The sequence below is a fragment of the Microcoleus sp. bin48.metabat.b7b8b9.023 genome, from assembly GCF_013299185.1.
GTDB lineage: Bacteria > Cyanobacteriota > Cyanobacteriia > Cyanobacteriales > Microcoleaceae > Microcoleus.
Genome location: NZ_JAAFKG010000009.1, coordinates 119,064 through 145,588, shown reverse-complemented (window position 1 = coordinate 145,588; position 26,525 = coordinate 119,064). Strand labels below are relative to the sequence as shown.

General features: G+C 45.4%; 27 protein-coding genes and 1 tRNA gene. 17 read left to right on the top strand and 11 right to left on the bottom strand.

Annotated features, from left to right (window positions below; translation table 11 throughout):
- The 4 genes from QZW82_RS08060 to QZW82_RS08045 form a co-directional block, all read left to right on the top strand.
- The coding region (locus tag QZW82_RS08060; RefSeq protein ID WP_293146839.1) for a tetratricopeptide repeat protein at nt 1-755 on the top strand (755 nt) is incomplete at its 5' end.
- Nucleotides 749-1,009: a hypothetical protein gene (locus QZW82_RS08055; RefSeq protein ID WP_293146837.1), complete on the top strand. Its 261-nt coding sequence runs from the start codon at nt 749-751 to the stop codon at nt 1,007-1,009. The genes QZW82_RS08060 and QZW82_RS08055, both read left to right, overlap by 7 nt.
- Before the next feature lie 84 nt (nt 1,010-1,093).
- Nucleotides 1,094-1,789 carry a hypothetical protein gene (locus QZW82_RS08050; protein ID WP_293146835.1) on the top strand — a complete coding sequence of 232 codons (696 nt, stop codon included), beginning with the start codon at nt 1,094-1,096 and terminating at the stop codon, nt 1,787-1,789.
- Nucleotides 1,790-2,317, top strand: coding sequence for a hypothetical protein (locus QZW82_RS08045; protein ID WP_293146833.1), 528 nt, complete (start codon nt 1,790-1,792; stop codon nt 2,315-2,317).
- Nucleotides 2,318-2,378: 61 nt separating this feature from the next.
- Here the strand turns inward: QZW82_RS08045 and QZW82_RS08040 are convergent, their stop codons facing one another.
- The gene (locus tag QZW82_RS08040; protein WP_293146831.1) at nt 2,379-2,606 is read right to left on the bottom strand and encodes a hypothetical protein; all 228 of its coding nucleotides are present in this window, start codon (nt 2,604-2,606) and stop codon (nt 2,379-2,381) included.
- Nucleotides 2,607-2,820: 214 nt separating this feature from the next.
- On the opposite strand from QZW82_RS08040, the gene QZW82_RS08035 reads away from it, so the two are divergent.
- Both QZW82_RS08035 and QZW82_RS08030 read left to right on the top strand, forming a co-directional pair.
- Nucleotides 2,821-3,054 carry a helix-turn-helix transcriptional regulator gene (locus QZW82_RS08035; protein ID WP_293146829.1) on the top strand — a complete coding sequence of 78 codons (234 nt, stop codon included), beginning with the start codon at nt 2,821-2,823 and terminating at the stop codon, nt 3,052-3,054.
- A 237-nt stretch (nt 3,055-3,291) separates the two neighbouring features.
- The gene (locus QZW82_RS08030) at nt 3,292-4,470 is read left to right on the top strand and encodes a M20 family metallopeptidase (RefSeq protein WP_293146827.1); all 1,179 of its coding nucleotides are present in this window, start codon (nt 3,292-3,294) and stop codon (nt 4,468-4,470) included.
- 233 nt (nt 4,471-4,703) lie between these two features.
- Here QZW82_RS08030 and QZW82_RS08025 read toward each other — a convergent pair whose 3' ends face one another.
- The 4 genes from QZW82_RS08025 to QZW82_RS08010 all read right to left on the bottom strand — a co-directional run bounded on the left by QZW82_RS08025 (nt 4,704) and on the right by QZW82_RS08010 (nt 6,352).
- A complete protein-coding gene (locus QZW82_RS08025) occupies nt 4,704-4,931 on the bottom strand; it encodes a type II toxin-antitoxin system HicA family toxin (RefSeq protein ID WP_293146825.1) in 228 nt (75 codons plus the stop codon).
- Nucleotides 4,924-5,133, bottom strand: a complete 210-nt coding sequence (locus QZW82_RS08020) for a type II toxin-antitoxin system HicB family antitoxin (protein WP_293146823.1) — start codon at nt 5,131-5,133, stop codon at nt 4,924-4,926. The genes QZW82_RS08025 and QZW82_RS08020 overlap by 8 nt, the downstream gene beginning before the upstream one ends.
- A 190-nt stretch (nt 5,134-5,323) precedes the next feature.
- Nucleotides 5,324-5,707: a hypothetical protein gene (locus tag QZW82_RS08015; RefSeq protein WP_293146821.1), complete on the bottom strand. Its 384-nt coding sequence runs from the start codon at nt 5,705-5,707 to the stop codon at nt 5,324-5,326.
- Nucleotides 5,708-5,758: 51 nt separating this feature from the next.
- On the bottom strand, nt 5,759-6,352 hold the full coding sequence (locus tag QZW82_RS08010) for a DUF6232 family protein (protein ID WP_293146819.1): 594 nt from the start codon (nt 6,350-6,352) through the stop codon (nt 5,759-5,761).
- Nucleotides 6,353-6,825: 473 nt separating this feature from the next.
- Here QZW82_RS08010 and QZW82_RS08005 point away from each other — a divergent pair, with 473 nt between their 5' ends.
- Together QZW82_RS08005 and QZW82_RS08000 are read left to right on the top strand one after the other, a co-directional pair.
- Nucleotides 6,826-8,238 (top strand): ATP-binding protein, encoded by a 1,413-nt coding sequence (locus tag QZW82_RS08005; RefSeq protein WP_293146817.1) that lies wholly within the window; start codon nt 6,826-6,828, stop codon nt 8,236-8,238.
- A 435-nt stretch (nt 8,239-8,673) separates the two neighbouring features.
- Entirely contained in the window at nt 8,674-10,329 is a 1,656-nt protein-coding gene (locus tag QZW82_RS08000; protein WP_293146815.1) for a SpoIID/LytB domain-containing protein, read from the top strand.
- 635 nt (nt 10,330-10,964) lie between these two features.
- Here the strand turns inward: QZW82_RS08000 and QZW82_RS07995 are convergent.
- Entirely contained in the window at nt 10,965-11,264 is a 300-nt protein-coding gene (locus QZW82_RS07995; RefSeq protein ID WP_293129326.1) for a ferredoxin, read from the bottom strand.
- A gap of 241 nt (nt 11,265-11,505) precedes the next feature.
- On the bottom strand, nt 11,506-11,760 hold the full coding sequence (locus QZW82_RS07990; protein ID WP_293146814.1) for a hypothetical protein: 255 nt from the start codon (nt 11,758-11,760) through the stop codon (nt 11,506-11,508).
- A gap of 149 nt (nt 11,761-11,909) precedes the next feature.
- Here QZW82_RS07990 and QZW82_RS07985 point away from each other — a divergent pair, with 149 nt between their 5' ends.
- The 9 genes from QZW82_RS07985 (at nt 11,910) to QZW82_RS07945 (ending at nt 22,206) form a co-directional block, all read left to right on the top strand.
- Nucleotides 11,910-12,944: a Gfo/Idh/MocA family oxidoreductase gene (locus tag QZW82_RS07985; RefSeq protein WP_293146813.1), complete on the top strand. Its 1,035-nt coding sequence runs from the start codon at nt 11,910-11,912 to the stop codon at nt 12,942-12,944.
- A gap of 479 nt (nt 12,945-13,423) precedes the next feature.
- Nucleotides 13,424-14,203, top strand: a complete 780-nt coding sequence (panB, locus tag QZW82_RS07980; protein WP_293146876.1) for a 3-methyl-2-oxobutanoate hydroxymethyltransferase — start codon at nt 13,424-13,426, stop codon at nt 14,201-14,203.
- Nucleotides 14,204-14,477: 274 nt separating this feature from the next.
- On the top strand, nt 14,478-15,632 hold the full coding sequence (locus QZW82_RS07975) for a transposase (RefSeq protein WP_293146812.1): 1,155 nt from the start codon (nt 14,478-14,480) through the stop codon (nt 15,630-15,632).
- Nucleotides 15,633-15,903: 271 nt separating this feature from the next.
- Nucleotides 15,904-17,985, top strand: coding sequence for a CapA family protein (locus tag QZW82_RS07970; RefSeq protein ID WP_293146811.1), 2,082 nt, complete (start codon nt 15,904-15,906; stop codon nt 17,983-17,985).
- Between the two features lie 197 nt (nt 17,986-18,182).
- Nucleotides 18,183-19,478, top strand: coding sequence for a transposase (locus QZW82_RS07965; RefSeq protein WP_293146810.1), 1,296 nt, complete (start codon nt 18,183-18,185; stop codon nt 19,476-19,478).
- Nucleotides 19,479-19,535: 57 nt separating this feature from the next.
- Complete coding sequence (locus QZW82_RS07960) at nt 19,536-20,435, top strand: aldose epimerase (protein ID WP_293146809.1); 900 nt, start codon at nt 19,536-19,538, stop codon at nt 20,433-20,435.
- 67 nt (nt 20,436-20,502) lie between these two features.
- Nucleotides 20,503-20,574, top strand: a tRNA-Lys gene (locus QZW82_RS07955).
- Between the two features lie 241 nt (nt 20,575-20,815).
- Nucleotides 20,816-21,892, top strand: coding sequence for a class II fructose-bisphosphate aldolase (fba, locus tag QZW82_RS07950; RefSeq protein ID WP_293146808.1), 1,077 nt, complete (start codon nt 20,816-20,818; stop codon nt 21,890-21,892).
- Between the two features lie 149 nt (nt 21,893-22,041).
- The gene (locus QZW82_RS07945; RefSeq protein ID WP_293146807.1) at nt 22,042-22,206 is read left to right on the top strand and encodes a hypothetical protein; all 165 of its coding nucleotides are present in this window, start codon (nt 22,042-22,044) and stop codon (nt 22,204-22,206) included.
- Here QZW82_RS07945 and QZW82_RS07940 read toward each other — a convergent pair.
- The 4 genes from QZW82_RS07940 to QZW82_RS07925 form a co-directional block, all read right to left on the bottom strand.
- Nucleotides 22,201-22,809 carry a Uma2 family endonuclease gene (locus QZW82_RS07940; protein WP_293146806.1) on the bottom strand — a complete coding sequence of 203 codons (609 nt, stop codon included), beginning with the start codon at nt 22,807-22,809 and terminating at the stop codon, nt 22,201-22,203. The two genes, QZW82_RS07945 and QZW82_RS07940, sit on opposite strands and share 6 nt — an antisense overlap.
- 64 nt (nt 22,810-22,873) lie before the next feature.
- A complete protein-coding gene (locus tag QZW82_RS07935) occupies nt 22,874-23,485 on the bottom strand; it encodes a Uma2 family endonuclease (RefSeq protein ID WP_293146805.1) in 612 nt (203 codons plus the stop codon).
- A 596-nt stretch (nt 23,486-24,081) separates the two neighbouring features.
- The gene (locus QZW82_RS07930; protein WP_293146804.1) at nt 24,082-25,230 is read right to left on the bottom strand and encodes a ShlB/FhaC/HecB family hemolysin secretion/activation protein; all 1,149 of its coding nucleotides are present in this window, start codon (nt 25,228-25,230) and stop codon (nt 24,082-24,084) included.
- Between the two features lie 402 nt (nt 25,231-25,632).
- Nucleotides 25,633-26,421 (bottom strand): PspA/IM30 family protein, encoded by a 789-nt coding sequence (locus tag QZW82_RS07925; RefSeq protein ID WP_293146803.1) that lies wholly within the window; start codon nt 26,419-26,421, stop codon nt 25,633-25,635.
- Nucleotides 26,422-26,525: the final 104 nt, after the last annotated feature.

Genomic DNA, 26,525 nt, shown 5'->3' with positions numbered 1-26,525 from the left:
TAGTCCGTAATGATTTAGGAGATAAAAAAGGGGCGATCGCCGATTTCAATAAAGCGATTGAACTTCAGCCTGACTTAGCTCAAGCCTACAACAACCGGGGTAACGTCCGTAGCGAATTAGGAGATAAACAAGGGGCGATCGCCGATTTCAATAAAGCGATTGAACTTCAGCCTGACTTAGCTCAAGCCTACAACAACCGGGGTAAAGTCCGTAGCGAATTAGGAGATAAAAAAGGGGCGATCGCCGATTATAATAAAGCGATTGAACTTCAGCCTGACTTAGCTTTAGCCTACAGCAACCGGGGTAAAGTCCGTTATAATTTAGGAGATAAAAAAGGGGCGATCGCCGATTTGAATAAAGCGATTGAACTTCAGCCTGACAATGCTGATGCCTACTACAACCGGGGTATAGTCCGTAGCGAATTAGGAGATAAACAAGGGGCGATCGCCGATTATAATAAAGCGATTGAACTTCAGCCTGACTATGCTTTTGCCTACAACAACCGGGGTCTAGTCCGTTATGATTTAGGAGATAAAAAAGGGGCGATCGCCGATTATAATAAAGCGATTGAACTTAAGCCTGACTATGCTTTAGCCTACTTCAACCGGGGTAAAGTCCGTAGCGAATTAGGAGATAAAAAAGGGGCTCTTGAGGATTTACAGAAAGCCGCACAATTGTTTAAAGCACAAGGCCAAATGGCTTACTATGAAAAGGCAATGGAACTATGGTACAAGGTGAGAGTCACAACATGGTAAGGATTAAAGTTGTTGATGTTGGTCGTTCCGGTAATCCTGAGTATGCTGAATATACCCAGGCACAGATTGAAGAGTTCCGCTCCACAATCGTCACAGTGCTGACAAGAAACTTGATGCCTACTGCTGATGATTTTATTGAGACAGTTTTAGGTGCTTCTCTTGCGTGTCATTACTGGCGCAAAGATTTAAGTTTTGTTGGTGCTGTTGAACAAGTTGTACAAGATATAGAAAGAACTATGGGAAGAGGATATTGACAGGGGAAAGGCAAAACGCCTCAAGCAACTTGATCCTAAAAGCCAACCTTAGATGCTAGAAAGAGATTACACATGAAGAAACCTATGCAACCACCCCCAGGATTTATTATAGACTCCGATTATTTATTTGAAATTGCAAAAGATGGATACCAGAAAGCAAGTAAAGGTAATGTAAAGCATAAACAGAGGGATGCAATGGTCGCAATTGTTTTTTCTGCTCTGGCACTTGAGGCATTTATTAATGAGTTGCTAGCCATTGCAAAGATGGAAAAGCTGTCTGGATCTAGTGAGGATTGGCTTGACAAGTTAATCGAGGCAATACAGGAACCTAGCACAGACAGTATATCTGCCAAAAAGCCTAATGGTAAGTGGAAAAGTACAGGGGAAAAGTTTATGTTAGCCAGCGAGGCATTGGGAAGCAAGTTTGACAAAGGAAGTTCTCCTTACCAAGACTTTGCAGACTTATTCAAATTACGTGATTGCTTAGTCCATCTTAAGCCCGAAGATCTGATAGAGCCTGATGAAGATGAAATATATAAGTATGTAGGACGGAAACTCATAGAAAGGCTGCGAAGTAAGGGAATTCTTCAACAGTATACAAGTGTTCAGTCAATAACATTGCTAGTTAGCAATGCTAAGGCTGCTAAATGGGCTTGTGAAACTACTTCAAACATGGTTATTGCAATATTGGATAAATTGGATAAAACTGCCACATCAGATTTTACTCAAAATAATCAAGTATTGGCATTGTATAGGAAAACTTTTCAGTCTCCTACTTAGATGGCGTGGATATTCAGTTTATCGGCAGAGTGTGGCTCTGATGAAAGCAATGTTAATAAATTTGCTCAACACTTTGAAGGCATAGAATGGATGCTGTCAAATAATCGCCAATGTCTATGTCGAACAGATACTTTTCAAGATATGGATCGAAACTGGTGGTGTCGGGTTTATCCCAATAATGTTAGTGAAGTGGGAATAGATAGCCCTGAAAGCGCTTATGTAATGACAGAGTTAGGTATTTTATTTTATCTAACTCTACGGTTTGCTCCTTGGTTTCGCTATGCTTTGGTTGGGGTTGAAGTTGATGAATTCAGAACCTATAGTGAACTTATGGAGGATTTATCTAAGTTATCTATTCCTGGATTAGTTTTAGCAAAGGAACTTACTCATGGGATAGAAATATTACCAGTTTTTCGACCATTTAGTCCTAGTTATGTTTGGCAACCATACGAGGGAGAAGTATATAATCCATTAATGGCATCCCCAGAGTTGAAAAATAAGCTGAATGAGCTTCTGGCTGTGAGGTAACAATATTCGTAAGGTCGATCGCACTTAACGCAAAAAGTGCGATCGACCTCCGCAATCAGTCTTACCAATAACGAGTTAAAATCCGAATCACCTCACCCGCTAGAGGCGAAGGTAGAGGCGGGCTCCATTCCCCAACTTGTGCAAAACCTAAAACGTGCAGCAGATTAACAATGCTTTCTACCGCTTTCGGAACGCCACAAATCAGCAAACGAATCGGTTGTTTACCAGCGGGTACATCAGGAATTTCTTCCCGGAGCAGCTCGGGAACAGACTTTGGCTGTGATATCATAGGCTTTGAACTACAAAAGTAGTGGAATTGCGATCGCCCTCAAGTTTTCCAGGCCCGGGAGCGATCGCTTTTCCGTTTGTACATCCTGAGTCTAGTTCAATGGCTGCCACTTGTCAAGCGCTACGACAATATAAATTGTCGTAACGGCAACTTAAGAGAAATTGAAGGTTGCAAAATGGTAACATCAGCTTGCAATATCATGGCCAGCAGTTGAGTGTCAGCAGTGATCCGTTGGAAATTGGCAGTTGTAATGGCCGATCGCAATATCAGCAATAAAGAATTGGCTGCTTTAATTGGAATGCACCCCACTTCCGTGTCTAAAATCAAAACCCGCCGCCGACTCACCAGAATCGACGAAGCAACTCTCAGCGCTTTGTGCAAAGCACTGAATTGTCAGCCCGGGGATTTAATGGTGTATGAGGAGGACGAACCCGATCGCGAAAAATGACATTGTTGTTTACTGTTATTTAAGAATTCTTAAACCGCAGAGGACACAGAGAACACAGAGGAAGAGAAGAGAGAGATGAATAATAAAGACACAATTATTCCCGATTTCTACCTAACTCTCTTTTCTCTCTTTTCTCTGCGCCCTCTGCGCCCTCTGCGGTTAATAAAAACAAATCTCAGTGCCACAGCCAAGCATCTGCGTTAACCTAGTTAACTACAGCTCTCCCCAACAAAATTCATGCTTGCCCGCATCCAAGAAATAGCCGCCACCCTCGCCCCCCGCCTGATCGAAATTCGCCGCCACATCCACTCGCATCCCGAACTCAGCGGCCAAGAACATCAAACCGCCGCCTACGTAGCCGGAGTTTTGGCTTCCAGCGGAGTCCGCGCCACCGAAGGCATCGGCAAAACCGGCGTCATCGGCGAACTCAAAGGTAACAGCAACGAGTCGCGATGGCTGGCGATTCGCACCGATATGGACGCTTTGCCGATTCAAGAACGCACAAACTTAGAATTTGCCTCAAAAAACGAAGGAGTCATGCACGCCTGCGGCCACGACATCCACACCACAGTGGGTTTGGGCGCAGCAATGATATTGTCTGAGTTAAAAGAAAAATTTTCTGGTAATGTCCGTTTCTTGTTTCAGCCGGCCGAAGAAATTGCCCAAGGCGCGCGCTGGATGATTGCTGATGGCGTGATGAAAGATGTTGACGGCATCCTCGGAGTGCACGTTTTTCCGACGATTCCGGGCGGTTGTATTGGCATCCGCCACGGGGCACTAACGGCGGCGGCAGATGACCTAGAATTGATTGTCATCGGCGAATCCGGCCACGGCGCGCGTCCCCACGAGGCGATCGATGCAATTTGGATTGCTTCTCAGATTATTACTACTTTGCAGCAGGCGATTAGTCGCACGCAAAATCCTTTGAGGCCTGTGGTTTTGACGATCGGGCAAATTAGTGGCGGACGAGCACCAAATGTGATTGCCGATCGCGTAAAATTATTGGGCACGGTGCGATCGCTACATCCAGAAACCTACGAAAAGCTGCCCGCTTGGATCGAACAAATTGTCTCCAGCGTCTGTCAGACTTACGGCGCTAAGTACGAACTCAACTACAAGCGCGGCGTGCCGGGAGTGCAAAACGATCCAAAACTTACCCAATTATTAGAAGCGTCGGCTTTGGAAGCTTTAGGTCGATCGCGCGTTCAAATTTTACCAGAACCATCCCTCGGCGCGGAAGATTTTTCGATGTACCTAGAACACGCGCCGGGAACGATGTTTCGCTTGGGAGTCGGGCTTGCTGACAAACCTAACTATCCCCTCCACCACCCGCAGTTTGAAGTGGATGAAGCCTCTATTGTGACGGGCGCTGTCACCTTGGCCTATGCTGCTTGTCAATATTGGAAACAAAAATAAAAAACTAACCGTAGGGTGCGTCAGAGAAAAATGCTTAGTCTGCGATCGAAACATTCAGCCCTGACGCACCCTACAATGACTATAATAACTAACCGTAGGGTGTGTCAGAGAAAAATGCTTAATCTGCGATCGCCACATTCAGCCTGACGCACCCTATAATAACTGCGCGTGCTTTTTTAGAAAGTTGGGAGACGAAGGGCGATCGCGTATCAGAGAAACCGGGTTATTGGCATTTATAAATTCGCTATAAACTCATCAGGTGTGACCTTTGCTTGCTTTAGAACACCGCTAAGAGTACCAATTTTCAACTCGCGGTGGAGTGGCACAACGCAAACAATTTCTCCGTCTGGGAGAGGTTTTTTGAGGACAATATGGCTACCCGTTTGCCTAACTTGATAGAAGCCTAGACGTTCTAGCACACGAATTGCTTCTAGACTAGATATCCTGGGCAATCTAGGCATACCTAACCTCTATGCTAGTTACAAACCTGGGACTTATTTTTGGTAAGGGACACTCTTCGAGATAAAGTCTTGTAGCTTCTTTAAGGTTGGCGATCGCTTCTTCTATTGTTTCGCCCTGATCGACTGTGCCGACTTCTGGACATTCGGCAATGTACATATCTTCTTCTTTATAAATGATGGCTGTGAAGCTTTGAGTGCTCATAGGTTTTTTTGCTTCCATCATCAGAGGTTGCTTGCTTTCTATTACCTAGTTTATCTCGGATGAATCATTTTTACAAGTTATGGGGGGGAAGATGGGCTATCTCGTAGGGATAGCTGCGCTGCGCGTGCTTTTTCAGAAAGTTGGGAGACGAAGGGCGATCGCTCTTTTTATAAAATCTGGATACTAAGGCTTACTTGCTTTCTTCTAGTAAACTTTCAAGCATTGGAGTGAGAATTTTTACGACGGGATTATTTGTAAGTTCCATTAGTGCCGCTACTCCACCCGCTTTCAAAGCTTTAAGTACCTTTTTCTTCACATCGGGCTTTTTTTCAATTTCTTCCATAGCTTTTGTAGCAACTTCGTGTTTCTCGATATACGTTTTTGTTGGGTAGGTCTGAGATAACTGATCTAAAAGCTGCTGGATTTCTGCTGCCGCTTCTGCAAAACTTTTCTTCTCTTCATTTGTCTTATTGTTAATAGTGTTGACACTGTTGACAGAAATGCCACCACCTACTTCACCAGTATTAACAACGCCACCGATAATATCACCAGCCTTTATTGATTTGTCAATCATTACTTTTTCCTCTTTATTACAAAAATTGGAGTAACTTATCTCTGTAGATTACTAGATATTATTGACAACATTATTACCTGTAACGTGCCCAGATATGACTGATGAACCGTAGCTTTTTTCAATCTTGATAGATTTATCTTCGATTTGAAGAGTATCAAAATTGAATGCCAAAGCTTTTGCTTCTTCAGTATTCATAATGTTGTACAGAGTTACAATAATTCTCACAATAAAGTCTTTACTATTACTTGTGAGGATGACTTCTTCTGCTGAGTTCATACGAATTCTTAGCCCATAGTTCTCGACGGTTCGGCTTTTTTCCAGATTATGGTGTCGCCAAAACAGCCAACCCACGAAAATCAGAATGAGAATACCAAGACCATAAGCAGAAATAAGAATGAAGCCGAGTGCAAGTAAAAACCAATACCAGGATGGTACAGATGTGTTAATCGCGTATGTTTTTGTGAGATCAGCTAGTGCAAGAGTAGATATATTGCGTATTTGATATACTGTGTTATCAAATACAAGAGTATTCTTAACCACCTCCAACAAAGATGTCTTAATAGTTTTATCTTTCTGATCTGAATCACTGTTTACTTGAGGAAATAGTTGATTCAGTTGTGATGGTATCAACTGATTATATGACATTGGGTATTTTCCTTAATTAACGTCATTAGTAATATTCCTCAATCAAAAGCTTCCTCTAGTCTTTTAAGTTAGACCATAGAGGTATTACAGCGGGTTGCAAAGTAACCCGTCTCCTTGAGAATATAGGCAATATTGCCAATCATTCGTGTTGTAAATTTGCACCCTGCTTAACCAAGCATAACGAATTTGGCTTTTGCATCCTCAAGCTTGGTCTATTCCTTCACAGTAAGGTGTGTTCCAGAATACTTAGCGCGGTCATTACTGGTATGGGTCAGTAGTGATTTGTATAAGATTTACCCTTTCAATATCAATTTTTGTTTAAGAGCTAAATTTTGTCAAGTCGGAAAAAGTCATTTTTGGTAGATATTTTTATCTAAACTAAGCCATAAAAAGCCATATTTAGTTGATCAAAACCTATAAAGTCATATTTAGTTAGGTTATAATAGATGACAATCCTTGTATAAACCAGACTAATGGACATCGAAGAAGTCTTACAAATTGCCAATCATTTGACTTTTACTACAACTGGCCAACAATTAGACAGTCTGCAAAAGTCTATTTTACGCGGTGCTTGGGATAATCAAAAATATAGGGAAATTGCCCAGCGCAACCATCGCTCAGAAAAATATATTAAAGAGGTTGGCTTCAAATTATGGAAATTACTGTCAGTTGCTTTAGAAGAAGACGTGAGTAAGTTGAATTTTCGATCTAGGTGGGAGAAATGGATAGCATCTAATATTTCCAATTCTGGGCACTGCGTACAAATTGGTAATGGTAACGTCAATATGTGTGGAGAAACTTTGCAATCTTCGGAAGTTCCACAAAAGCGATCGCCCAAAACTCCCCAAAACTCCCAACCAACTGCTAAAATGCCTCAGATAGACTTAGGCGACGCACCAGAGCCCAACCTATTCTATAACCGCACATCCGAACTCACCACCCTCAAACAGTGGATTTTGGAAAACCGCACCCGCCTCATCACCATATACGGCTTATCCGGCATTGGCAAAACTGCCCTTACTCTCCAACTAATCCCACAAATTCAACAGGAATTCGATTATATTATTTACCGTAGCCTCCGCAATTCTCCACCCCTGCAAACCCTGCAAACAAACCTAATTCAATTCCTTTGTAGGGGCGGTGCCCCCGTGCCCGCCGCTGAAGAAAGGGGAACCACAGGGGGATTGCCCCTACTAGAATACCTGCGTTCATCCCGCTGTCTCCTAATCCTTGATGACATACAAACAATCTTCAGCAGCGGACAACTCGCAGGCAATTACCAACCAGGCTATGAAAATTACGGCACATTCTTCAAACAACTAGCAGAATCATCTCACAACAGTTGCTTAATTTTACTCAGTTGGGAAAAACCCAGAGAAATTGCCGCCTTAGAAGGCGAAAACCGCCCCTGCAAATCTCTGCCACTCAACGGTTTAGGCTCGGAAGCACAAGAAATAGTCAGAGAAAAAGGTTTAGCAGAACCGGACAAATGGTCAGAACTGATTGACCTTTACCGAGGCAATCCCTTATCGTTAAATATAGTTTCAACTATGATTCAAGACTTATTCGGTGGCAGCGTTTCCGAGTTTTTTTCCTATGATACCCTATTTTTAGGTGACTTAGAGTCACTATTGGAGCAGCAGTGCGATCGCCTATTTGACTCAGAAAAACAAGTTATATCCTGGTTAGCTAGTGAAGTCGAACCTGTTGAAATATCAAAAATTTCAGCCAATCTCGAATTATCCCCATCCACCTTATTACAAGCTGTGCAATCCTTGGGACGGCGTTTATTAATTGAAAAAGTGAAACAAGGTGAGAAAACGCTTTTCACACTCCAGCCTGTATTGATGGAGTATGTGAAAAACCAGTTCCTAAAGTTTGGATAGTTTCAGGGCTTCTCATCGGAGGCTAGAAACCGGGTTTCTACGAAATTTCGTGTTTAGTGGCGAGAAATCTACGCAGAAACCCGGTTTCTGAGATCGTAACTATTTTGCAAGGTGCGTCGCTGCTCGAAAAGTCGCTCTTTTTTATGGATTTATCGCATATTTCATGTATGTGTGGTACACACTAGCGCGGGCGATATGTCGTGTAAGGTGCGTCGCCACCTGTAAATCTGCAAGTTCTATCCAAGATATAGGAAGCGACACACCCTACAAACTAGGTGCGTCGCTACTCGAAAAGTCGCTCTTTTTTAGGGATTTATCGCAGGATCCACACCATACGACTGGCATATCTTTGGCAATTCCGCTGTACCAGCAGCCAAATGTGCTAACGTAACGATCGCAAATCCCCAAATTTTAACTATCGGGAGATAGATAACCGTGTTCGCTCAAGCACCTCAAACTCCCAATTACAAATGGTTTAGCTGCATTTCTAGCACTGTTTTCAGCGCCTTGTGCCTGTTGCCCCTTTCCAACGCTGCTGGATACGCCCAAACTCCCCAAAATAGAGTCATCAAAATCGGCGTAGTGCAGCGCTTTGGTACTAAACCTACCGATAAACTAACGCTGAAAGCTTTACCCGGTGACAGCTTAACATTAAGTTACAAAACTCCCCAAGGCATAGAAACCAAAACTACCGCCAGCATCAAACTAGAAATTGCCAATAAACCTCTGGAAGCACCATTAGTAGAAGAACGAGTTGTTCTGAGTTCCCACCGCAGTTTTGAGAGTGCAGAAGATAGTGCCAATCAGTGGCGTGCTAAGGGTATTGATGTGGAAATTGCTCAACCTTTGCGCTGGCAAGTTTGGGCGAAAAGAGATACTTATAATTCTCCTTTGGTGCGGCGCTGGCTGTTGCAAAGTTTGCAAGCTCAAGGTAACAAAACGGCTTTTTTAGATACGAAAGTTTTTAAACAAATACCTCAAACGTTTTGGCTGTTAAATGGCTTTCGTTTCAACCGCAATGAGTTGGATATCACGGCTGGTAAAAATGTAATTGAGGTATTTGAACAAACTACCCAAGAGGCGACAGCTATCGATCCAGAAAAAGCTATTCAACAAACTCGCCGTTATGGTGGCAGTTTGCAATTACAAAAAAATTCTTACGGCACTTATACTTTAGTCAATAATGTGCCAACTGAAACTTATTTGCGCGGTGTTGTCCCTCACGAAATTGGCGCTTTTTCGCCCTACGCTTCGATTGTCGCTCAAACTATTTTGGCGAGAACTTACGCCCTCAGAAATTTGCGCCGCTTTGCTGTAGATAATTACGAGTTGTGCGCTGATGTTAACTGTCAAGTTTATAAAGGTTTGACAGAGGTTTTCCCCCAAAGTGATAAGGCGATCGCCCAAACAGCAGGTTTAGTGCTAACTTACGAAAATCAGCTCGTAGACGCGCTCTATTCCGCATCTAGCGGCGGCGTGACAGCGACTTTCGGCGATGTGTGGCACGGCCCGGAACGTCCATATTTGCGATCGATCGTCGATTCCCCCAAGAACATCTGGGACTTGACAAAGCAGAGCTTGTCTGACGAAACCAACTTCCGCCGCTTTATGACTCTGAAAGCAGGGTTTAATGAGGAAAAAGAAGAAACCTTCCGCTGGCGCGAAGAAGTCTCACTGACATCGATTGGTGGGTTTCTGCGGCAGTATCTTCAGAAGAAAAAGCACCCGCTAGCTAATTTTAAAACTCTCACAAAAGTTGAAGTGGTGGAAAGGTCGGCTGCTGGTAGAGTTTTGCAGATGAAGGTACAAACTAATTTGGGCCCCATCGATATCGATAAAGATGAGATTCGCAATGCTTTTTTCCCGCCGATTAGCACGCTGTTTTACCTCGATCCAATTTACAATCCAGACAAAACTCTCAACGGTTATGCTTTTGTCGGAGGCGGTTTCGGACACGGCGTGGGAATGAGTCAAACCGGTTCTTACAATTTAGCTAATTTGGGCTGGAGTGGCGATCGTATTCTGAGTTTTTATTTTCCCGGCGCTCAAGTTGTGCCCCTCAACGATTCCATTACATTTTGGCGGGAATAGCATCAGATTCGGCATAAGATTCGGCGGTTGAAACCGCGTCTACACAAACAAAACCCGCCTCCGCGGGTTGAAGAGTGGCCGGTTAAATTTACCTTATCTTCTTTCTTGAGTCGGCGTCCGGCGGACATCGTTTGTATAGACGCGGTTTCAACCGCCGTCTGCTGCGGACATCGTTTGTATAGACGCGGTTTCTAACCGCCGTCTGCTGCGGATTTCTTGAGTCCGCGTCCGGCGGACATCGTTTGTATAGACGCGGTTTCAACCGCCGTCTGCTGCGGACATCGTTTGTATAGACGCGGTTTCTAACCGCCGTCTGCTGCGGATTTCTTGAGTCGGCGTCCGGCGGACATCGTTTGTATAGACGCGGTTTCTAACCGCCGTCTGCTGCGGACATCGTTTGTATAGACGCGGTTTCTAACCGCCGTCTGCTGCGGACATCGTTTGTATAGACGCGGTTTCTAACCGCCGTCTGCTGCGGACATTTTTTGTATAGACGCGATTTCAACCGCACGTCCGATCTTTATCGCCGTCTTTCAATACAAAAACCCAGTCTCTTAACGTAATTAAGCCCAAACAGCTCAATTACGAAAACAAGAAACCGGGTCAATTAGCGCACCGCGCCTGTGAATCCTTTCTTAGTAGAGAGATTCTTCTTGGTGAGTTTCGATCGTACAATCAGACTTAGGATAAGCGACGCAGGTCAGAACAAATCCGGCCTCGATTTGGTCGTCATCCAAGAAAGATTGGTCAGATTGGTCAATTTCGCCAGCAGTAATTTTGCCAGCGCAGGTGGAGCAAGCTCCAGCGCGGCAAGAATACGGGAGGTCGAGTCCTGCTTCTTCGGCAGCATCAAGAATGTAAGTATCGTCATCAACGTCAATGGTCTGGTTGATTCCTTCGGCTTCGCTGATGAGGGTAACTTTGTAAGTTGCCATGCACTAATCCTCTCAAAAATTCAACAATATTGATAAGTTTTCCTAATGCAAACTTCAAGGCTCTATTAGCTTTAAGGTTAGCTCTTAGGTTCGTTCCCTTTATGATAGTAGGGGAAAGAAGGGAGGTTGCAACACTTATTTACAAAAGATTTGAATGGGATTAGTTATAACTTTTTCTAATTTCATCTTAATTACTTATACCTATGTTGGGTTCAGCCTTGTGATACTGTTGCCGCAAGACTTACGCCAAATAACCCGGTTGCGGAAAAAAATCCTGTTTTGAACCCGACAACCAAAAAATCCGATTTTTGGTATGCGGTGTGTCATCGACTTTCAGCCAGACTTGCTGGAATTTGTCCCCCCAGCCTTGGACAGTTGACAGTCTTGTCAGTTGACAGTTGACAGTTGACAGTTGACAGTTGACAGTCAGCGAAGTTGAAGGGTTCCACAGTTGACAGTCAGCGAAGTTGAAGGGTTCCACAGTTGACCGTTGCACAGTACGGGCATCAAACCATTTATGCTTAACGAGTATGGGCTTTGTTCGCGAGATTATTTATGACCGCGCCCGATGTGGCGGTTGCGACATACCGCACCAGACTTGGGTGCAAGTCTTTAACTAAACTAAAATCTAAAATCTAAAATCCTATGGCTCAAATTAATACTGGCATTGGTTTTGCAGTAAATTCTCCTATTCGCGTGGGGATTGTGGGTACTGGTTTTGCAGCTAAGTTGAGGGCCGAGACGTTGGTAGCTGACGCCCGATCGAACTTGGTAGCAGTCGCGGGCCACAACCCAGATAAAACCGCAGCATTTTGTCAAACATTCGGCGCCGAGGCTGCGGTTTCTTGGCGCAAGCTGGTAGAAAGAGACGATTTAGATTTGGTAATTGTATGTACTGTGAACCGCGATCATGGGGCGATCGTCCTGGCGGCGTTGGAAAATGACAAGCACGTTGTGGTCGAATATCCTCTATCTTTAGATGTGTCTGAGGCCGAAAGGGCGATCGCCCTTGCCGCCCAAAAGCAAAAACTCCTCCACATCGAACACATCGAACTGTTAGGCGGTTTGCATCAAGCAATCAAAGAATCCTTACCATTAATCGGTAAAGTTTTTTATGCCCGCTACATTACTATTACCCCTCAGCGTACCGTACCGCAGCGCTGGACTTTTCAGCATTCCCTATTTGGCTTTCCCTTAATCGGGGCAATTTCTCGACTGCACCGATTTACTGATTTGTTCGGAGAAGTCGGAACCGTTAACTGTCAAACTCAATTTTGGGAGACTCAGCCGGATTTCTACAAAGCTTGTTTGTGCAACGCACAGTTGCGCTTTACCAATGGCGTTGTCGCTGAAGCTGTTTATGGAAAAGGAGAGACTTTTTGGCAGTCGGAAAACATTTTTACTATCTACGGAGAAGCCGGAACCCTGATTTTCACTCCCGAATCCGGTCAATTGATTCAGGGAGAAAATCGGCAGGCGATCGCAGTAGGAACGCGGCGCGGTTTGTTTGCTAAGGATACGGATATGGTGTTAGACTGTTTGTTAAATGGTACGCCGTTGTACGTCAAGAATACCAGTAGTTTGTACGCTTTGAAATTAGCGGATGCTGCGAGGCGATCGAGCGAAACTAGGCAAAAATTGGCGATCGACAATTCATATAGCAGTTCGATCGAAAGATGAGTTCATTTAGGAATGAAAATTCAATAATTTCAGCATCTTTACGCCCGCTAGCTTTGCAGGCAAGGATTGAAAGTTCGAGATTGCTTAAGTTATTAAATTGCCATTCCTTAGTTGACAGTTGACAGTTGACAGTTGACCTCTACCTGGAAGTCCGAGGATTTGAGTAATGAATCGTCTGTTTTAAATTTCTCCCGATCGGGCGGGCGGGCTTTCAACCAATTTTTCCTGGTAAGCTTGAGGAATAGGTAATGAAAAAAGGTAATCGGCAATCACCGAAAAGCTTGCGGTTCAAAAGCTTTCCTCCCATTAGCCATTAGCCATTACCAGACATATAGCGGTTCTCAAAAAAGTAAGGTATGCGTTATGCCCGATTCCCGATGCGCTATGCCCGATTCCCGATGCGCTATGCCCGATTCCCGATGCCCGATCCCCATGAGTACCTAATCTATCTAAAAAAGGCCAGATATTTTTGCAATAAAATGGCAGTAACTACACATCAACTGATTCAGTGGAAACAGCAAGGGCGTCGAATTGTGGCGCTGACCGGTTATGATTACGCGATCGCCCAACTACTCGACCAAGCAGGCACTGACATCATCCTAGTCGGCGATTCCCTCGCCATGCCAATATTGGGCTACGAAACTACGCTACCGCTAACCCTCGATGAAATACTGCACCACGCTAAAGCAGTCCGTCGCGGCGTCAAGCAAGCATTAGTTGTTGTGGATTTGCCGTTTTTGACTTACCAGGAAAGTCCCCAGCAAGCCATGCACTCGGCCGGGAGAGTTTTGAAAGAAACTGGCGCTCAAGCTGTAAAATTGGAGGGCGGATATCCAGCAATGGCGGCCACCGTTTCGCAGCTAACATCCGCCGGGATTCCGGTGATGGGTCACGTTGGTTTAACTCCCCAGTCGGTACACCAACTCGGTTACAAAAAACAAGGCAAAACAGCCGAATCTGCCGATCGCATCCTAGCAGAGTCGATCGCACTTCAAGAAGCAGGTGCCTTTGCGATCGTCCTAGAGCACATTCCCCCAGACTTAGCGGCTCAAATTACCGAAAAATTAACTATTCCCACCATTGGTATCGGCGCCGGGCCGCACTGCGACGGACAAGTTTTGGTTACTTCCGATTTGTTGGGACTTTCCGAAAAACAACCGCCTTTTGCCAAAGCTTACGTCAATTTGCGATCGACAATTACCCAAGCTGTCCAAGATTATTCCCTAGAAGTTAGAGAACGAAAATTTCCCGAATTGTAAAACATAAATCGAACTGACTCCCTTGCCAGCAGATTGAATACTACTTAGCGGGTTGTTGACTCGCCTTGTACGAGTTCGCGCCCCTAGCAGCATCTGTTTTACAGAGCGCGATCGCCCGCAATTACCGCTAAAATTGGAAAATCTCAACTTCAATTATCCCTTGACCAAGATTAATGGGACACAAGCCCCGTCCTTATAGGACGGCTTTAATTATTCCTAATTCTATCAGCAAGTCATAGTATGATAGAGTAAGTAAAAGTAAATAACAGGAAAAATGAAAGCAAGGTATCAATACAGATTTTATCCGACCAGCCAACAAAAACAGAGCCTAGCTCAGTTATTTGGTTGTGTTCGTGTAGTTTGGAATGATGCACTTGCACTTTGTAAGCAGTCCGAAAAGAAGCCCAAATCGGCTGAAATTCAGAAAATAGTAATCACTCAGGCAAAAAAGACTGAAGAAAGAGCTTGGTTAAGTGAAGTTTCTAATATCCCTTTGCAACAGTCAATAGCCGATTTAGAGACAGCATTTAAGAACTTCTTTGAGTTCTGGAAAGGAAAAAGAAAGGGGCGCAAAGTTGGCTATCCTAAGTTCAAAAAGCGTATAAACAGCCAATCGGCAAGGTTAACGCGCGGAGGGTTCTCAATTAAAGGAGAGGGTGTTTATTTAGCCAAAATTGGAATTGTTAAGCCCATATGGTCCAGGGAACTACCATCAAAACCCAGCTCAGTAACGATTATCAAGGATGGCGCTAACCGCTATTTTCTTAGCTTTGTTGTAGAGATTGAACCAGTTCAAGTCGATGCTAAAAATCAAAGCGTCGGTATTGATTTAGGAATCAAAACCTTTGCAGTAATGAGTAATGGAGAAAAAGCCGAAAGTCCTAACTATAAAAAGTTAGACCGGAAAGTTCGTAAATTACAGCGCAAAGGGGCCCGCCAACCCAAAAACTCTAAGCGCAGAGATAAAACTCGGATTAAAATAGCCAAGCTGCACAACCAAATAGCGGACTTGCGTAAAGATTTCTTGCACCAATTGTCAACCAAGATAGTTAACGAAAACCAAGTAATTGTTTTGGAAGACTTGAATGTGTCGGGAATGGTAAAGAATCGCAAACTCTCAAGAGCAATTAGCCAACAAGGCTGGTATGAGTTTAGGGTGTTGTGTGAGGCTAAGTCCCAGAGGTTGGACAGGGAATTTAGGGTCATTAGTCGGTGGGAACCTACCAGTCAAATCTGTTCTGATTGCGGATATAAGTGGGGAAAGTTGGATTTGAAAGTCCGCTCGGTTCAATGCTTGAATTGTGGTATTGAACACGATCGCGATGAGAATGCAGCTAAAAATATAAACAAAGTCGGGATAGGGCATTGCCACGACTCTAAACGGGCGCAGAGGGGACGTAAGACTACCAAAGGTAGCAGACCCCTGTGAAGCGTCAAGAATCACCGCACGTTCGATCTGGCGGTGACTATGTCAATCGATCTCAAATGTCAAATCTCAAATCAAAAATCAAAAATCTACAATCCAGATCCCAAAATGTGATAAAAATCACTGACAGCAAGCATCACCTAAATGTAGAAAATGGTGGCGACCAAAAACTAGCTTCAAAACGGGCAGCGAAGTGGCGGTTAAGCTAAAAAAATTGTAGTTCCGTTCAAAACAAATTGAAGTCATCGCTCGAACGTGTTAAGGAGGCTAATTGATGGTATATGCAGAAAATTGGTCGCAGCCGTCTATCTTGGAGCTAGCGCGATCGGGCAACTTTCAGGCCCTGAATTACTGGATTGACAGCTTGCTGCGACCCGAGGGGATTTATGCCCGCGTCGAACAGGCTCAAGCCGGCTGCGTCCAAATCCTAGTAGAATTCCAACGCGGATTTGCGCCAGAGAATACATTACTGGGGAGCACTCTCCGCGAAGGCTTAGTTAAATTTATTTGTCACCAACTCTGGAGACTCAACTCGCCAGCAGTAGAAGGAGTGCGAATTCACGCGCGCTTGGCTGGGGAACCAGAGATTCTCTGGAAACAGTCAGTACGAATTGTGACTCCAGCAAACCGCAACCAGCGGCGTTACCGTTCCCTATTAGTCGTCGATTGGGTTAAATTTAAAACATATCGTTCTCTACTGCTAGTGGGCTCGGCACTGGCATCATTTATATTAGGGTGTTGGGTGAGCTACCACGAGGCTGTAGCCCTACGGCTAATGTCCCCAGCCTCCGCTTACCACCAAGCTGCGGTAATGTCGGGGCCGCCTCCCAAACGTCCGGATGCTGTGCAAGCGGCCTTAGAATTAGTACCTGTAGTGCAACAAAAGCAGGTTGCTAATCCCTACGACCCCACCGTAACGCTGATGTTCGGAGGAAATGTGAATCTATCCGATGCGATTTCCGCATCTGGGGGCAACGATTACCATTGGGCTTTTGCCAATATGGACGAGTACCGGCAAGCAGATGTGTCGATGGTTAATCTAGAAAACCCCCTGACTCGCTCTACCTTGGGTTCTGGCAAAAAACAATTAAATTTTAAAGCCGATCCAGAATCGGTGAAAGTATTAACAGCAGGAGGAGTGGATATTGTCAATCTGGCAAACAGCCACGCTATGGATTACGAGGAACCGGGGCTGGTGGAAACTATAAATACTCTAAATAATGCTGGTATAGGGCATCTGGGAGCCGGTAGAGATCTTAAAGAAGCAAGGCGTCCAGATATTATTGAGGTTAAGGGTCAGCGGATCGCGTACCTCGGTTATTACGATGCTGACCTTCATGCTGCCGACCAAGGTAAGGCTGGCACCAACCCCAGGCGTAACAATCGGGTGGCAGAGGATATTCGAGCTCTCAAAGGTCAGGTAGACTGGATTATTGTTAATTACCACTGGGGAGTCGAATTGGCAGATTATCCGGGGGACTGGCAGATAGATTTGGCTCGGTTCACGATCGATCAAGGTGCAGATTTGGTAGTGGGACACCATCCCCACGTCCTGCAAGGTGCCGAAGTTTACAAGGGCCGCCCGATAGTTTACTCGTTGGGTAATTTTATATTCGGGGGGAATGCTCGCAGCGATTACGATACCGCAGTCCTGAAAGTATCCCTCAAAGACAGGAATATGAAGGTAGAATTTTTGCCTGTGGAGGTGAAAAAGTTTCAGCCGAAAGTGGTGAATGGAGCAGCAGGCGATCGCATCCTCAAACGCGTCGAACAAATTTCTAGTATATTCGATCGACCGATGCGCTCTTCTGTGGTTCTAGAAGCCCCAATCAACCCCGGATTGGCACCAAAGACTCCAAATTCGACCTTGCCAGGAGCACCCAAAAGCGGTACCTACGGGCCCGGGTCGGCTTCCCCAGTCCCCCTGACAGGAGAAACCAATCTGCCAGGCCCAGGACAACCCAAACCTACTCCGATTTTGCCCGCTGTACCGGCTTTGCCCAAACAGCCGGACAACTCCTCAGTTTTCCAGAACGGGGCAGGGCCTGCTATGGAGTCGAACCCGCCTAGAAGTCAAGATTTGCCATCGCGCGTCAATCGCACTAAACCTGAAAAACCCAGCCGGGAACCAGATCCGTTTACCAAAGAACCATTCATCAAAGAACCGTTTATTTCGCCACCATCTCCGAGTTCGGGAGGGGTACTCAGTCCCCAAAGCTATCTTCCCCCAACTGGCGATGTATCTTTCAAAGTCGCACTCAAAGAGCAGCCGACAAACAGGGTCGTTCCCGGCAAAAGCAGCGATCGCTCTGGGCTGCGGCTAGCCCTGCCTCCTATAGCTGCGAACGTGGGTTAGCCCGTGAGAGTCCGAGTGAGGAGACAGGGAGAGCAAAGGGTGGTGATGGGCGAAAATCAACTACCAGCGACCAATTATAAGAAATACCCTGAAAACCCTGCGACTTTAGTCCAGGGATGAAAGGGCATTGCAGGATTTATCCTGCCAGTTAAATATTTACCAATTCTAGTAAAATCAATCAAGGAGGGTAAAAAAAGATGTACGCAGTACAAAGAGACGTTTGGCATTTAACAGGACTCGACAAAACCATTGTCGAGCAACTGTTGAAGTGGTCAAACAATCTGTTTAATGTCGGGACTTACGAAAGTCGGCAACGGTACTTTAAGGACAAAGGTGCAATTAAATACCCAGATTTGTACAAAATTGCCAAAGGCAACGAGAATTACGGCTTACTCTACTCGCAAGTCGCGCAACAATCTTTAAAATCGGTCGCTGAATCCTTTAGCTCTTTCCGAACCCTACAAAAGTTAGCCAAGAAAGGAGAGCTTAATCAAAAACCGAGGCTACCCAAGTACAGAACTAAAGGGGCGATGTACCAAGTTTCCTATCCTGGTCAAGCTTTAAAAATAGTGGGTAATCGGGTAAGGTTACCTTTGGGAACCAAAGGCAAAGAACACTTTGGGAAAGATGCGCTCTGGGTGACTTTACCAGAAAGACTGAAAGATTGCCAGATTAAAGAACTCAGGCTAATCCCTAGAAATGGCGAAGTCTGGCTTGAGTATGTCTATGAAAGTCTAACTGAACAAGCCGCTAGTTGTAGTCTGGAAGTAACAGGGGTTTTGGGAATCGACCACGGCATCAATAACTGGTTGACTTGTGTTTCTAGTAATAGTAAGCCTTTCATCATTGATGGTCGAAAGCTGAAGTCTTGGAACCAGTGGTTTAATAAGGAAAAAGCGCGAGTGCAATCGGCGCACGCTCAATACAAGTTACCCAAAGGTTTCTCGTCAAAAAGACTGCAACAGTTGTCAGAAACTCGCGCCAGAAGAATGAGAGACGCGGTAAATAAAGCAGTTAGAACCATAATAGGGTATTGCGAAAATCACCAAATCAATGTCATAGTTTTTGGTTGGAATAAAAGACCTAAGCAAGAAGTAAATATGGGGGTCGTAACTAATCAAAACTTTGTCCAAATACCCACAGCTAAAGTCAAAGATAGACTACAACAAGAGTGCGCTCTCAAAGGATGGAGATTTGTAGAGCAAGACGAATCCTACACCTCAAAAGCCAGCTTCTTGGACCGAGACTTACTGCCCGTGAAAGTTGGTGAAAAACCCGACAATTGGCAACCGTCTGGTAAAAGAATTAAACGAGGTTTGTACCGTTCTGGTCAGAAATTAATTCTGAATGCAGATGTTAACGGTGCGGCAAACATCATTAGGAAATCAAAAGTAGCCATAGACTCAATAACTGAGCGAGTGGGTAGCGGGTTACTGACTAACCCTTTAAGAATTAAACTTTGGGCGGATTCATCCCCCAAAGTTGGTCCTTAAGAATCCCCGCGTCTTCAGACCGGGGAGTGTCAATAACGACCGATTTACTAACAACCAATGATCGACGACCTACTAACAATGACAAATGTGTTTGCGATCGCGCTGAAGCAAAAGCAGTACAAAACCTATATCCTCTCCGACGAAACCGCAAACTCTACCCTAGAAGTTGTGCCGGAACGGGGCGGTATTGCCACTAGCTGGCTGGTTGAAGGCAAAGAAATGTTTTACTTGGACTCGGAACGGTTCGCCAATCCCGATCTAACTGTACGCGGCGGCATTCCCATCTTGTTTCCCATCTGTGGCAATCTCCCCGACGACACCTATACCCACAAGGGAGTGGAGCGGCAGCTCAAACAGCACGGCTTTGCTCGCGACTTGCCTTGGACGGCGACAAAACAATTTACGGAGGGTTGTGCGGCTCTTACCCTAGTGCTCAACAGCAGCGAGAAAACCCAGACTGTTTATCCCTTTGATTTCCAATTAGCTTTTACTTATCAAATTAAAGGCAATTCTTTGGAAATTGTGCAGGAATACACCAATCTTGGTGACGAACCAATGCCCTTTGCTAGCGGCTTGCATCCTTACTTTTTAGCTCCCGACAAGACAAATCTGCGCTTTGAGATTCCCGGGATGCAGTACAGAGATCACCACACTCACAAGAAAGGTTATTTCACAGGGGTTTTTGACCCGACTCTCGACGAAATAGATGTTTCCTTTGACGAACTGACCGGTCTTGCTGCTACTGTCACTGACCCGACGCGAGGCTTGCGGCTCACCGTCAGTTATAACTCCAGCTATGGGAAGTTGGTTTTCTGGACTTTGAAAGGCAAGGATTTTTACTGTTTGGAACCTTGGACGGCTCCTAGAAATGCCCTCAATACTCGCGAACACTTGATTTATTTGCCCCCCGGCGCGACTTGCGAGATGCTGGTTCGCATGACTGCAACTTTTTTTTGAAAAACACTTGCTATTTGAAATGATGGGTGCTACTATTAGAAATTGTGTGCGGTAACAATGTTTTCGCGGGTCGCTAGCTCAGCGGTAGAGCATTCGGCTTTTAACCGATTGGTCTCGGGTTCAAATCCCGGGCGACCCATTTTTTCAGACAGAACGTAAAAAGTAGAAAGCAGAATAAATTCTAGCTTTCATCAGGAGTTCAGGGCAAGCCCAGCGGGATTGCCCCAAATTTAGTTTTGGGCAATGTGGATTTTTTGAGCCTAAATTGAAATCTAGAAACATAATGCGCGATCGGCAACAAATTGTCTTAAGATTATCGTAAGAATTGAGCTTGTTCAAAATCCACTGCCCAGAAACACAAATAATTAGGAGGAATATCTATGGCGCTTGTACCTATGCGACTGCTGCTCGACCACGCGGCTGAAAATGGTTACGGCCTACCGGCTTACAACGTCAACAACATGGAGCAAATCCAAGCGATCATGCGCGCTGCTGACGAAACCAACAGCCCTGTGATCCTGCAAGCTTCTCGCGGCGCTCGTTCCTACGCTGGAGAAAATTTCCTGCGCCACTTGATTTTGGCCGCAGTTGAAACCTATCCTCACATTCCCATTTCCATGCACCAAGACCACGGCAATGCCCCCGGCACTTGCTATTCTGCCATGCGCCAAGGTTTCACCAGCGTGATGATGGACGGTTCTTTGGAAGCGGATGCTAAAACTCCCGCCAGCTACGAGTACAACGTTGAAGTTACTCGCGAAGTAGTAAAAGTTGCTCATTCCATCGGCGTTAGCGTTGAAGGCGAACTGGGTTGCTTGGGTTCTCTGGAAACAGGGATGGGCGAAGCAGAAGACGGCCACGGCTTTGAAGGCGCGCTTTCCCACGATCAATTGCTGACAGATCCTGAAGAAGCTGTTAATTTCGTCGAGCAAACCGGCGTTGATGCTCTCGCAGTGGCAATTGGCACTTCCCACGGCGCTTACAAATTCACCCGCAAGCCGACTGGCGAAATTTTGGCAATCAGCCGCATCGAAGAAATTCACCGCCGCTTGCCGAATACTCACTTGGTAATGCACGGTTCTTCTTCTGTACCCCAAGAATTGCTGGAAATCATTAACAGCAACGGCGGCACTATCCGCGAAACCTACGGCGTACCTGTGGAAGAAATCCAAAAAGGCATCAAGTGCGGCGTTCGCAAGATCAACATCGACACTGACAACCGTTTGGCGATTACCGCTGCGGTGCGCGAAGCTTTGTTTGCCAAGCCAGATGAATTCGATCCGCGCCACTTCTTGAAGCCGTCGATCAAGTATATGCAGAAGGTTTGTAGCGATCGCTACAACTCTTTCGGTTGCGCTGGTCACGGTACAAAGATCAAGCAAATGTCTTTGGATGATTTTGCAGCTAAGTATGCAAAGGGCGAATTGAGCGCTCCTAAGAAGGCTGTAGCTGTTTAATAATTTGAGGTTGAAGATTTTAGATTTATCTGAAGTCTAAAGTTTAGATTGCCGGGTAGCTGTGAAGTTGCCCGGTTTTTGTGTGTGGGGAGTAGCCCCTAAAAGGGATATCATGTCTGGTCGATTACTATAACAAAAAACTGTTCGTAGTGCGGACTTTAGTCCGCAATATTCTGCGGACTGAAGTCCGCACTACGAACGAATATTATCGCGGTCAATCGACCGGACACTATATGATATCCATTTTCCTAGCTGCTGAAGTCAAATTATTAATACTATTAGCAATGTTCGAGAGTGCGATCGCCCTTTTATGAAAAATCAAGCTTTTGAAATAACTCGGCAACCGCCAAAGTAAAGCCGGGGACGATATCTTCGCCATCAAGGGAGTCGGCAGACTTGAGCAGGCGATCGGGTTCCTGGGCCGATCGATATACCAACACATATTGTTCTTTAGGATGAATCACCCAAACTAAACGCGAGCCATTGTCGAAATATTCTACGAGTTTGTTGTGAATTTCTTCGACTGTATTGCTAGGAGACAGGATTTCTACAGCCAAATCCGGTGCACCCTCTAGAAAGCCATCGGGGAGGTCATCTAGCCCTTGCAAACGTTCTTTTGCCATAAAAGAAACATCGGGCGATCGCTTATTCCCTGATTTCATCTTAAAAGCAGTGCTGGAATCGAACATAGCACCTAATTTTTGAAGGCGGACATAGCCACCAAGCAAAATCATCAAAATGCTACAAACATAACCGTGTTTTGCACCCGAGTTTCCCATATCAATTAGTTCTCCATTTACAAGTTCATAGCGGTGTCCATCTCGGTTGAGTGCCATGAATTCGGCATCTGTCCAGATTTTTTGTTCCGGTGGGGTTTCAAGTTGGTTTTGCCCTGGATGTTGAATTAGAGTAACCATAGCTTTCTCCTAAATTTATATTTCTAGTTAAATATAATTCATTTCAAACTTGAAAAAATCGCCCTTAAAGACTAATCCGGCGATAGACCTCAGCCATCGGCAGTTCTATATTTAAGCTGTGCAGGACGATCGCCTTTTCCATCCCATCGTACACTTGCCATTGCCAGCGATCGCCCGACGGGCGATCGAGGTTGTGATATTGTTCAATATATGGTTCAGCTTGACTAACCAGCAGATATTCACAGAAACTAGGAAGAGAGCGATATTTTCGGAACTTTTCACCTCGATCGTAGGCTTCGGTAGACGGCGAAAGAACCTCGACAATCAGTAAAGGATTGAGAATTTCATCCGTGCGAGATCCATGGAATTCCGGTTCTCCATCAATTACCATAACATCGGCATAAGTTCCGTGATTGAAGCTAGGAATCCAAATTCGTAAATCGCCGTTATAGGTTTGAAAATTGGTGTCTCGGAGAGCCACATTCAGAAAAGTCGTAGTGTCTACGGCAATACGGCTGTGAGCGGGTGAACCTCCTGGCATAGCAATAATCTCTCCGTTACAATATTCGTGACGTTCTTCGGCGGTTTCCTCCATTGCCCGGTATTGATCGGGAGTGAAGCTCGTCTTTGTTGCATCTGAAGCAAGGTTTGGCGGGTTGGTTTGAGCAATGACCACGATCGCACCTCCTAAATAATTAGACCTACAATAATTATGACTTACAGCTAGATAATTGTCCTAACCCAGAGGCGTTTTTCTGGATTAGCTTCAAATTCTATCAAGGACTCTCCATGCTTTTGTCTGTTGCTGCTTCACAAGCCCTAAATTCTAGCTTTACTTTTACCTTTCACGCTCAACTGCTTAGTGATTGATGTGTAATAATGCAAAGCAAACACCATATTTATGCCAAAGAATACCAAGGTTAAAACAAATACAAAAAAAGACGTAAACGACAGCGCATAAATCATCGTAAACATCGCCAAAATGATTGAGCAAAAACCAAAACCGGAAGCAAAAGAACTTAAAACCAGCAACCGCACCTTAGACATAGTTTAATGTAAAAAATTTCAGTAAAATGCACTCTTGGCACCTAAAGATGAGTGCCAAATGATACTTATTACTATATAGCCAAATTACTCAGTTCCGCTAAGGGCAGAACGGCTATTTTCCTAAAAAGGTTTGAATTCTACGAAAAAATACAGCCCGCGCTCTTGCCAACTCCTCTCGCCCGATTTGATGCCAATCAAAGGAATGCCCCAGCCGAACCGAGAATTCTACCTCTCGCCGTACTGCCACCGCAAGCCTAATCCCGCTGATAGCAGAGTATTTGCTTCCAGAGCCACCCTTCCCCCGCTATTCCAAACATTGCCAGCATCCACAAACGGCGTCACCTGCAAAATACCTTTTTTGTCCCCGGTACGCAAAATCGGATACCGCAACTCGGCGGAAGCAAAAAGTCCGCTATCCGCCACCAAAGCATCCTGACGGTAGCCCCGCACTGTATCCGGGCCGCCCAAACCAAATTGTTCGATCGGCAAAAGCTCACCCCCAGCCAACTGCGCCTGGGATCTCACAACCAGCAGCGTCTGGGGAGCCAACAACCGCACGTACTGCAATTGACCCCGCCACGTCAAAAATTGACCGTCAGGCTCGCTGTTGCTCGCGGTAGCACCAAATGCTGAGACTCCCAGATTGAAGTGCGATCGCGCCACCAAGACATCCCTCTCTCCCCGCTGAGTAAAATCCTCCAACAGTCTCAGCGCCGAAACCCGAGTTTTACCGCGAGCATCCGCCCCGGGCGATAGTAGTTCGGCGAAAGTCAGCGGGCGGACTACAAAGTTTTTGAGTGCAGCATCTAATTCTTGTTTGCTAAAGACGGTACTGCCAACTACTTCAAATCGATCGACCGTTATCGTACCCGGAATATTCGGCAATTCTTCAGTCCGTCTCGGTACGGGGACGGGTAGCAAAAGCTGTTCTATCGGAGGTAGGGGCGTTCTTGGCGCGGGTTCTGGGAGGTGAGTCGAATTTGGCAGTACAGGATTGGGAATCGGAATTTCTTGTCGGTTGTCTCCTCGGTTGGGCAATTGGGCGAGAGTTTCAGGTTCCTGACTTGGCGCTGCTGCGGCAAATTCCGGGATGTCGGTTTCTGGCTCTTTACTGCTATCTAATTCTGAACCTGAGTATAAATCGCCAGAAAGTCGATCGCGATAGTCTGCTGTTTCTGGATTAAGTTTTAATTGAGACTGTAAATTGTTATTAACAAAGGGCGATCGCCCGCCTGATTCACCAGTAACGATCGGATCGCCAACACTTTGAGCTGCTGACGATGCGAAGCAAATCGCTGTAATTGAACAACCAAGTGCTATTGCGCTAAAAAACTTGATTTTACAAAACCCTCTGGAATGTGGTAGGGCCATCATTGATTAACAATAATTGATAGTTATTTACACTTACGAGCAGGATTTGCCGGCGCAATTGCAAAGATTAAAGTAACTTTATCACTTTTGTTTAAGACTTAAGTCGTTAAATTAAAGATAAATATACTTGACAAAAAATGTTTTTTGTGGTGAGCTCAAAAATCTATGAAAAAGCTCCGACTTCCCCAAGCTAGCGCTGTAGGTAGGCGGAGCATTCTATCAAAGTTGTCAGTCGATTTTAGATTTTGGATTTTAGATTTTAGATTTTAGATTTACTCTCTCATGCAATTTGGGAGCTTGAACCTTAGTCTAAAATTTTGAACTCGACCCTAAACGAGGGTCGGGGGCTGGTACCCATTGTTGGGCGGGGTTATCTGAGAAATCGGTGAATTGTGATAGAAATTACTACATTTTATTGAGCTGCGATCGCAATTCTTCCAACTCCGCGTCAATCACCGGACTCGACTCCGAGCTACTAGGAGCCGCAGCAGTTTTACCCGCAGCCGGCAATTGACCTTGAGACACAGAACCTCCGCTCAGTTGAGCCTTCATCTGAGCTAACTCGTCGTCAACATCGCCACCACTTTCAAGCAAGCGGAACTGTTCCTCTAAATTGCTCCCGCCAGCCGCCAGCTCTGCGGAAGCTCCCGCGCGGGCTTCTATCTGCAAAACTTTTTCTTCCATGCGATCGAAAGCTGCCATTGAACTGCCAGTATTGAGAGAGCCAATGGTATTGTTGAGCTGTTCCTGAGCCTTAGCAGCAGAAATCCTCGCCTTGAGCATATCCTTCTTAGTCTTGGCTTCGGAAATCTTGCTCTCCAAACCGATCAAGTTGCGTTTGAGGCTTTCCACTTGACCCGATTGCTGTTCCAGACTCGCTTTCAGCGTAGCAGCCGTTTCAGCGTGAGACTTTTTGCGTACTAGAGCTTCGCGGGCTAAAGTCTCGTCTCCTTTTTGCAGGGCGAGTTGAGCGCGCTGCTGCCACTGGTTAGACTGGGATTCAGCTTGATTGTACTGAGTCTGGGTGCGCTTTTGGGTGGCGATCGCGCTGGCAACGGCTTGACGCAACTGCACCAAGTCTTCCTGCATATCGGTAACGGATTGTTCTAAAATCTTTTCCGGGTCTTCAGCTTTGTTGACCATATCGTTAAGATTGGCTCTGACGACTCGGCTAATGCGGTCAAATAATCCCATAATGCTATTTTTCCTGGGTGAGGTGTACGAAGTAGGCCCAAAGCAGGCTGATAGCGTTAGCCCGCGATGGTGAGACTCAGTTGGTCAGATTTTTAGTGCGATCG

What these genes read in the sequence shown, in the direction of transcription:
- QZW82_RS07930 (WP_293146804.1), bottom strand. Translation starts at nt 25,230, where the DNA reads ATGATGGCCCTACCACATTCCAGAGGGTTTTGTAAAATCAAGTTTTTT.
- QZW82_RS07970 (WP_293146811.1), top strand. Translation starts at nt 15,904, where the DNA reads ATGGTATATGCAGAAAATTGGTCGCAGCCGTCTATCTTGGAGCTAGCG.
- QZW82_RS07965 (WP_293146810.1), top strand. Translation starts at nt 18,183, where the DNA reads ATGTACGCAGTACAAAGAGACGTTTGGCATTTAACAGGACTCGACAAA.
- QZW82_RS08020 (WP_293146823.1), bottom strand. Translation starts at nt 5,133, where the DNA reads ATGAGCACTCAAAGCTTCACAGCCATCATTTATAAAGAAGAAGATATG.
- fba (WP_293146808.1), top strand. Translation starts at nt 20,816, where the DNA reads ATGGCGCTTGTACCTATGCGACTGCTGCTCGACCACGCGGCTGAAAAT.
- QZW82_RS08005 (WP_293146817.1), top strand. Translation starts at nt 6,826, where the DNA reads ATGGACATCGAAGAAGTCTTACAAATTGCCAATCATTTGACTTTTACT.
- QZW82_RS08055 (WP_293146837.1), top strand. Translation starts at nt 749, where the DNA reads ATGGTAAGGATTAAAGTTGTTGATGTTGGTCGTTCCGGTAATCCTGAG.
- QZW82_RS08010 (WP_293146819.1), bottom strand. Translation starts at nt 6,352, where the DNA reads ATGTCATATAATCAGTTGATACCATCACAACTGAATCAACTATTTCCT.
- QZW82_RS08040 (WP_293146831.1), bottom strand. Translation starts at nt 2,606, where the DNA reads ATGATATCACAGCCAAAGTCTGTTCCCGAGCTGCTCCGGGAAGAAATT.
- panB (WP_293146876.1), top strand. Translation starts at nt 13,424, where the DNA reads ATGGCAGTAACTACACATCAACTGATTCAGTGGAAACAGCAAGGGCGT.
- QZW82_RS08015 (WP_293146821.1), bottom strand. Translation starts at nt 5,707, where the DNA reads ATGATTGACAAATCAATAAAGGCTGGTGATATTATCGGTGGCGTTGTT.
- QZW82_RS07985 (WP_293146813.1), top strand. Translation starts at nt 11,910, where the DNA reads ATGGCTCAAATTAATACTGGCATTGGTTTTGCAGTAAATTCTCCTATT.
- QZW82_RS07925 (WP_293146803.1), bottom strand. Translation starts at nt 26,421, where the DNA reads ATGGGATTATTTGACCGCATTAGCCGAGTCGTCAGAGCCAATCTTAAC.
- QZW82_RS08030 (WP_293146827.1), top strand. Translation starts at nt 3,292, where the DNA reads ATGCTTGCCCGCATCCAAGAAATAGCCGCCACCCTCGCCCCCCGCCTG.
- QZW82_RS07960 (WP_293146809.1), top strand. Translation starts at nt 19,536, where the DNA reads ATGATCGACGACCTACTAACAATGACAAATGTGTTTGCGATCGCGCTG.
- QZW82_RS07995 (WP_293129326.1), bottom strand. Translation starts at nt 11,264, where the DNA reads ATGGCAACTTACAAAGTTACCCTCATCAGCGAAGCCGAAGGAATCAAC.
- QZW82_RS08045 (WP_293146833.1), top strand. Translation starts at nt 1,790, where the DNA reads ATGGCGTGGATATTCAGTTTATCGGCAGAGTGTGGCTCTGATGAAAGC.
- QZW82_RS08025 (WP_293146825.1), bottom strand. Translation starts at nt 4,931, where the DNA reads ATGCCTAGATTGCCCAGGATATCTAGTCTAGAAGCAATTCGTGTGCTA.
- QZW82_RS08050 (WP_293146835.1), top strand. Translation starts at nt 1,094, where the DNA reads ATGCAACCACCCCCAGGATTTATTATAGACTCCGATTATTTATTTGAA.
- QZW82_RS07975 (WP_293146812.1), top strand. Translation starts at nt 14,478, where the DNA reads ATGAAAGCAAGGTATCAATACAGATTTTATCCGACCAGCCAACAAAAA.
- QZW82_RS07940 (WP_293146806.1), bottom strand. Translation starts at nt 22,809, where the DNA reads ATGGTTACTCTAATTCAACATCCAGGGCAAAACCAACTTGAAACCCCA.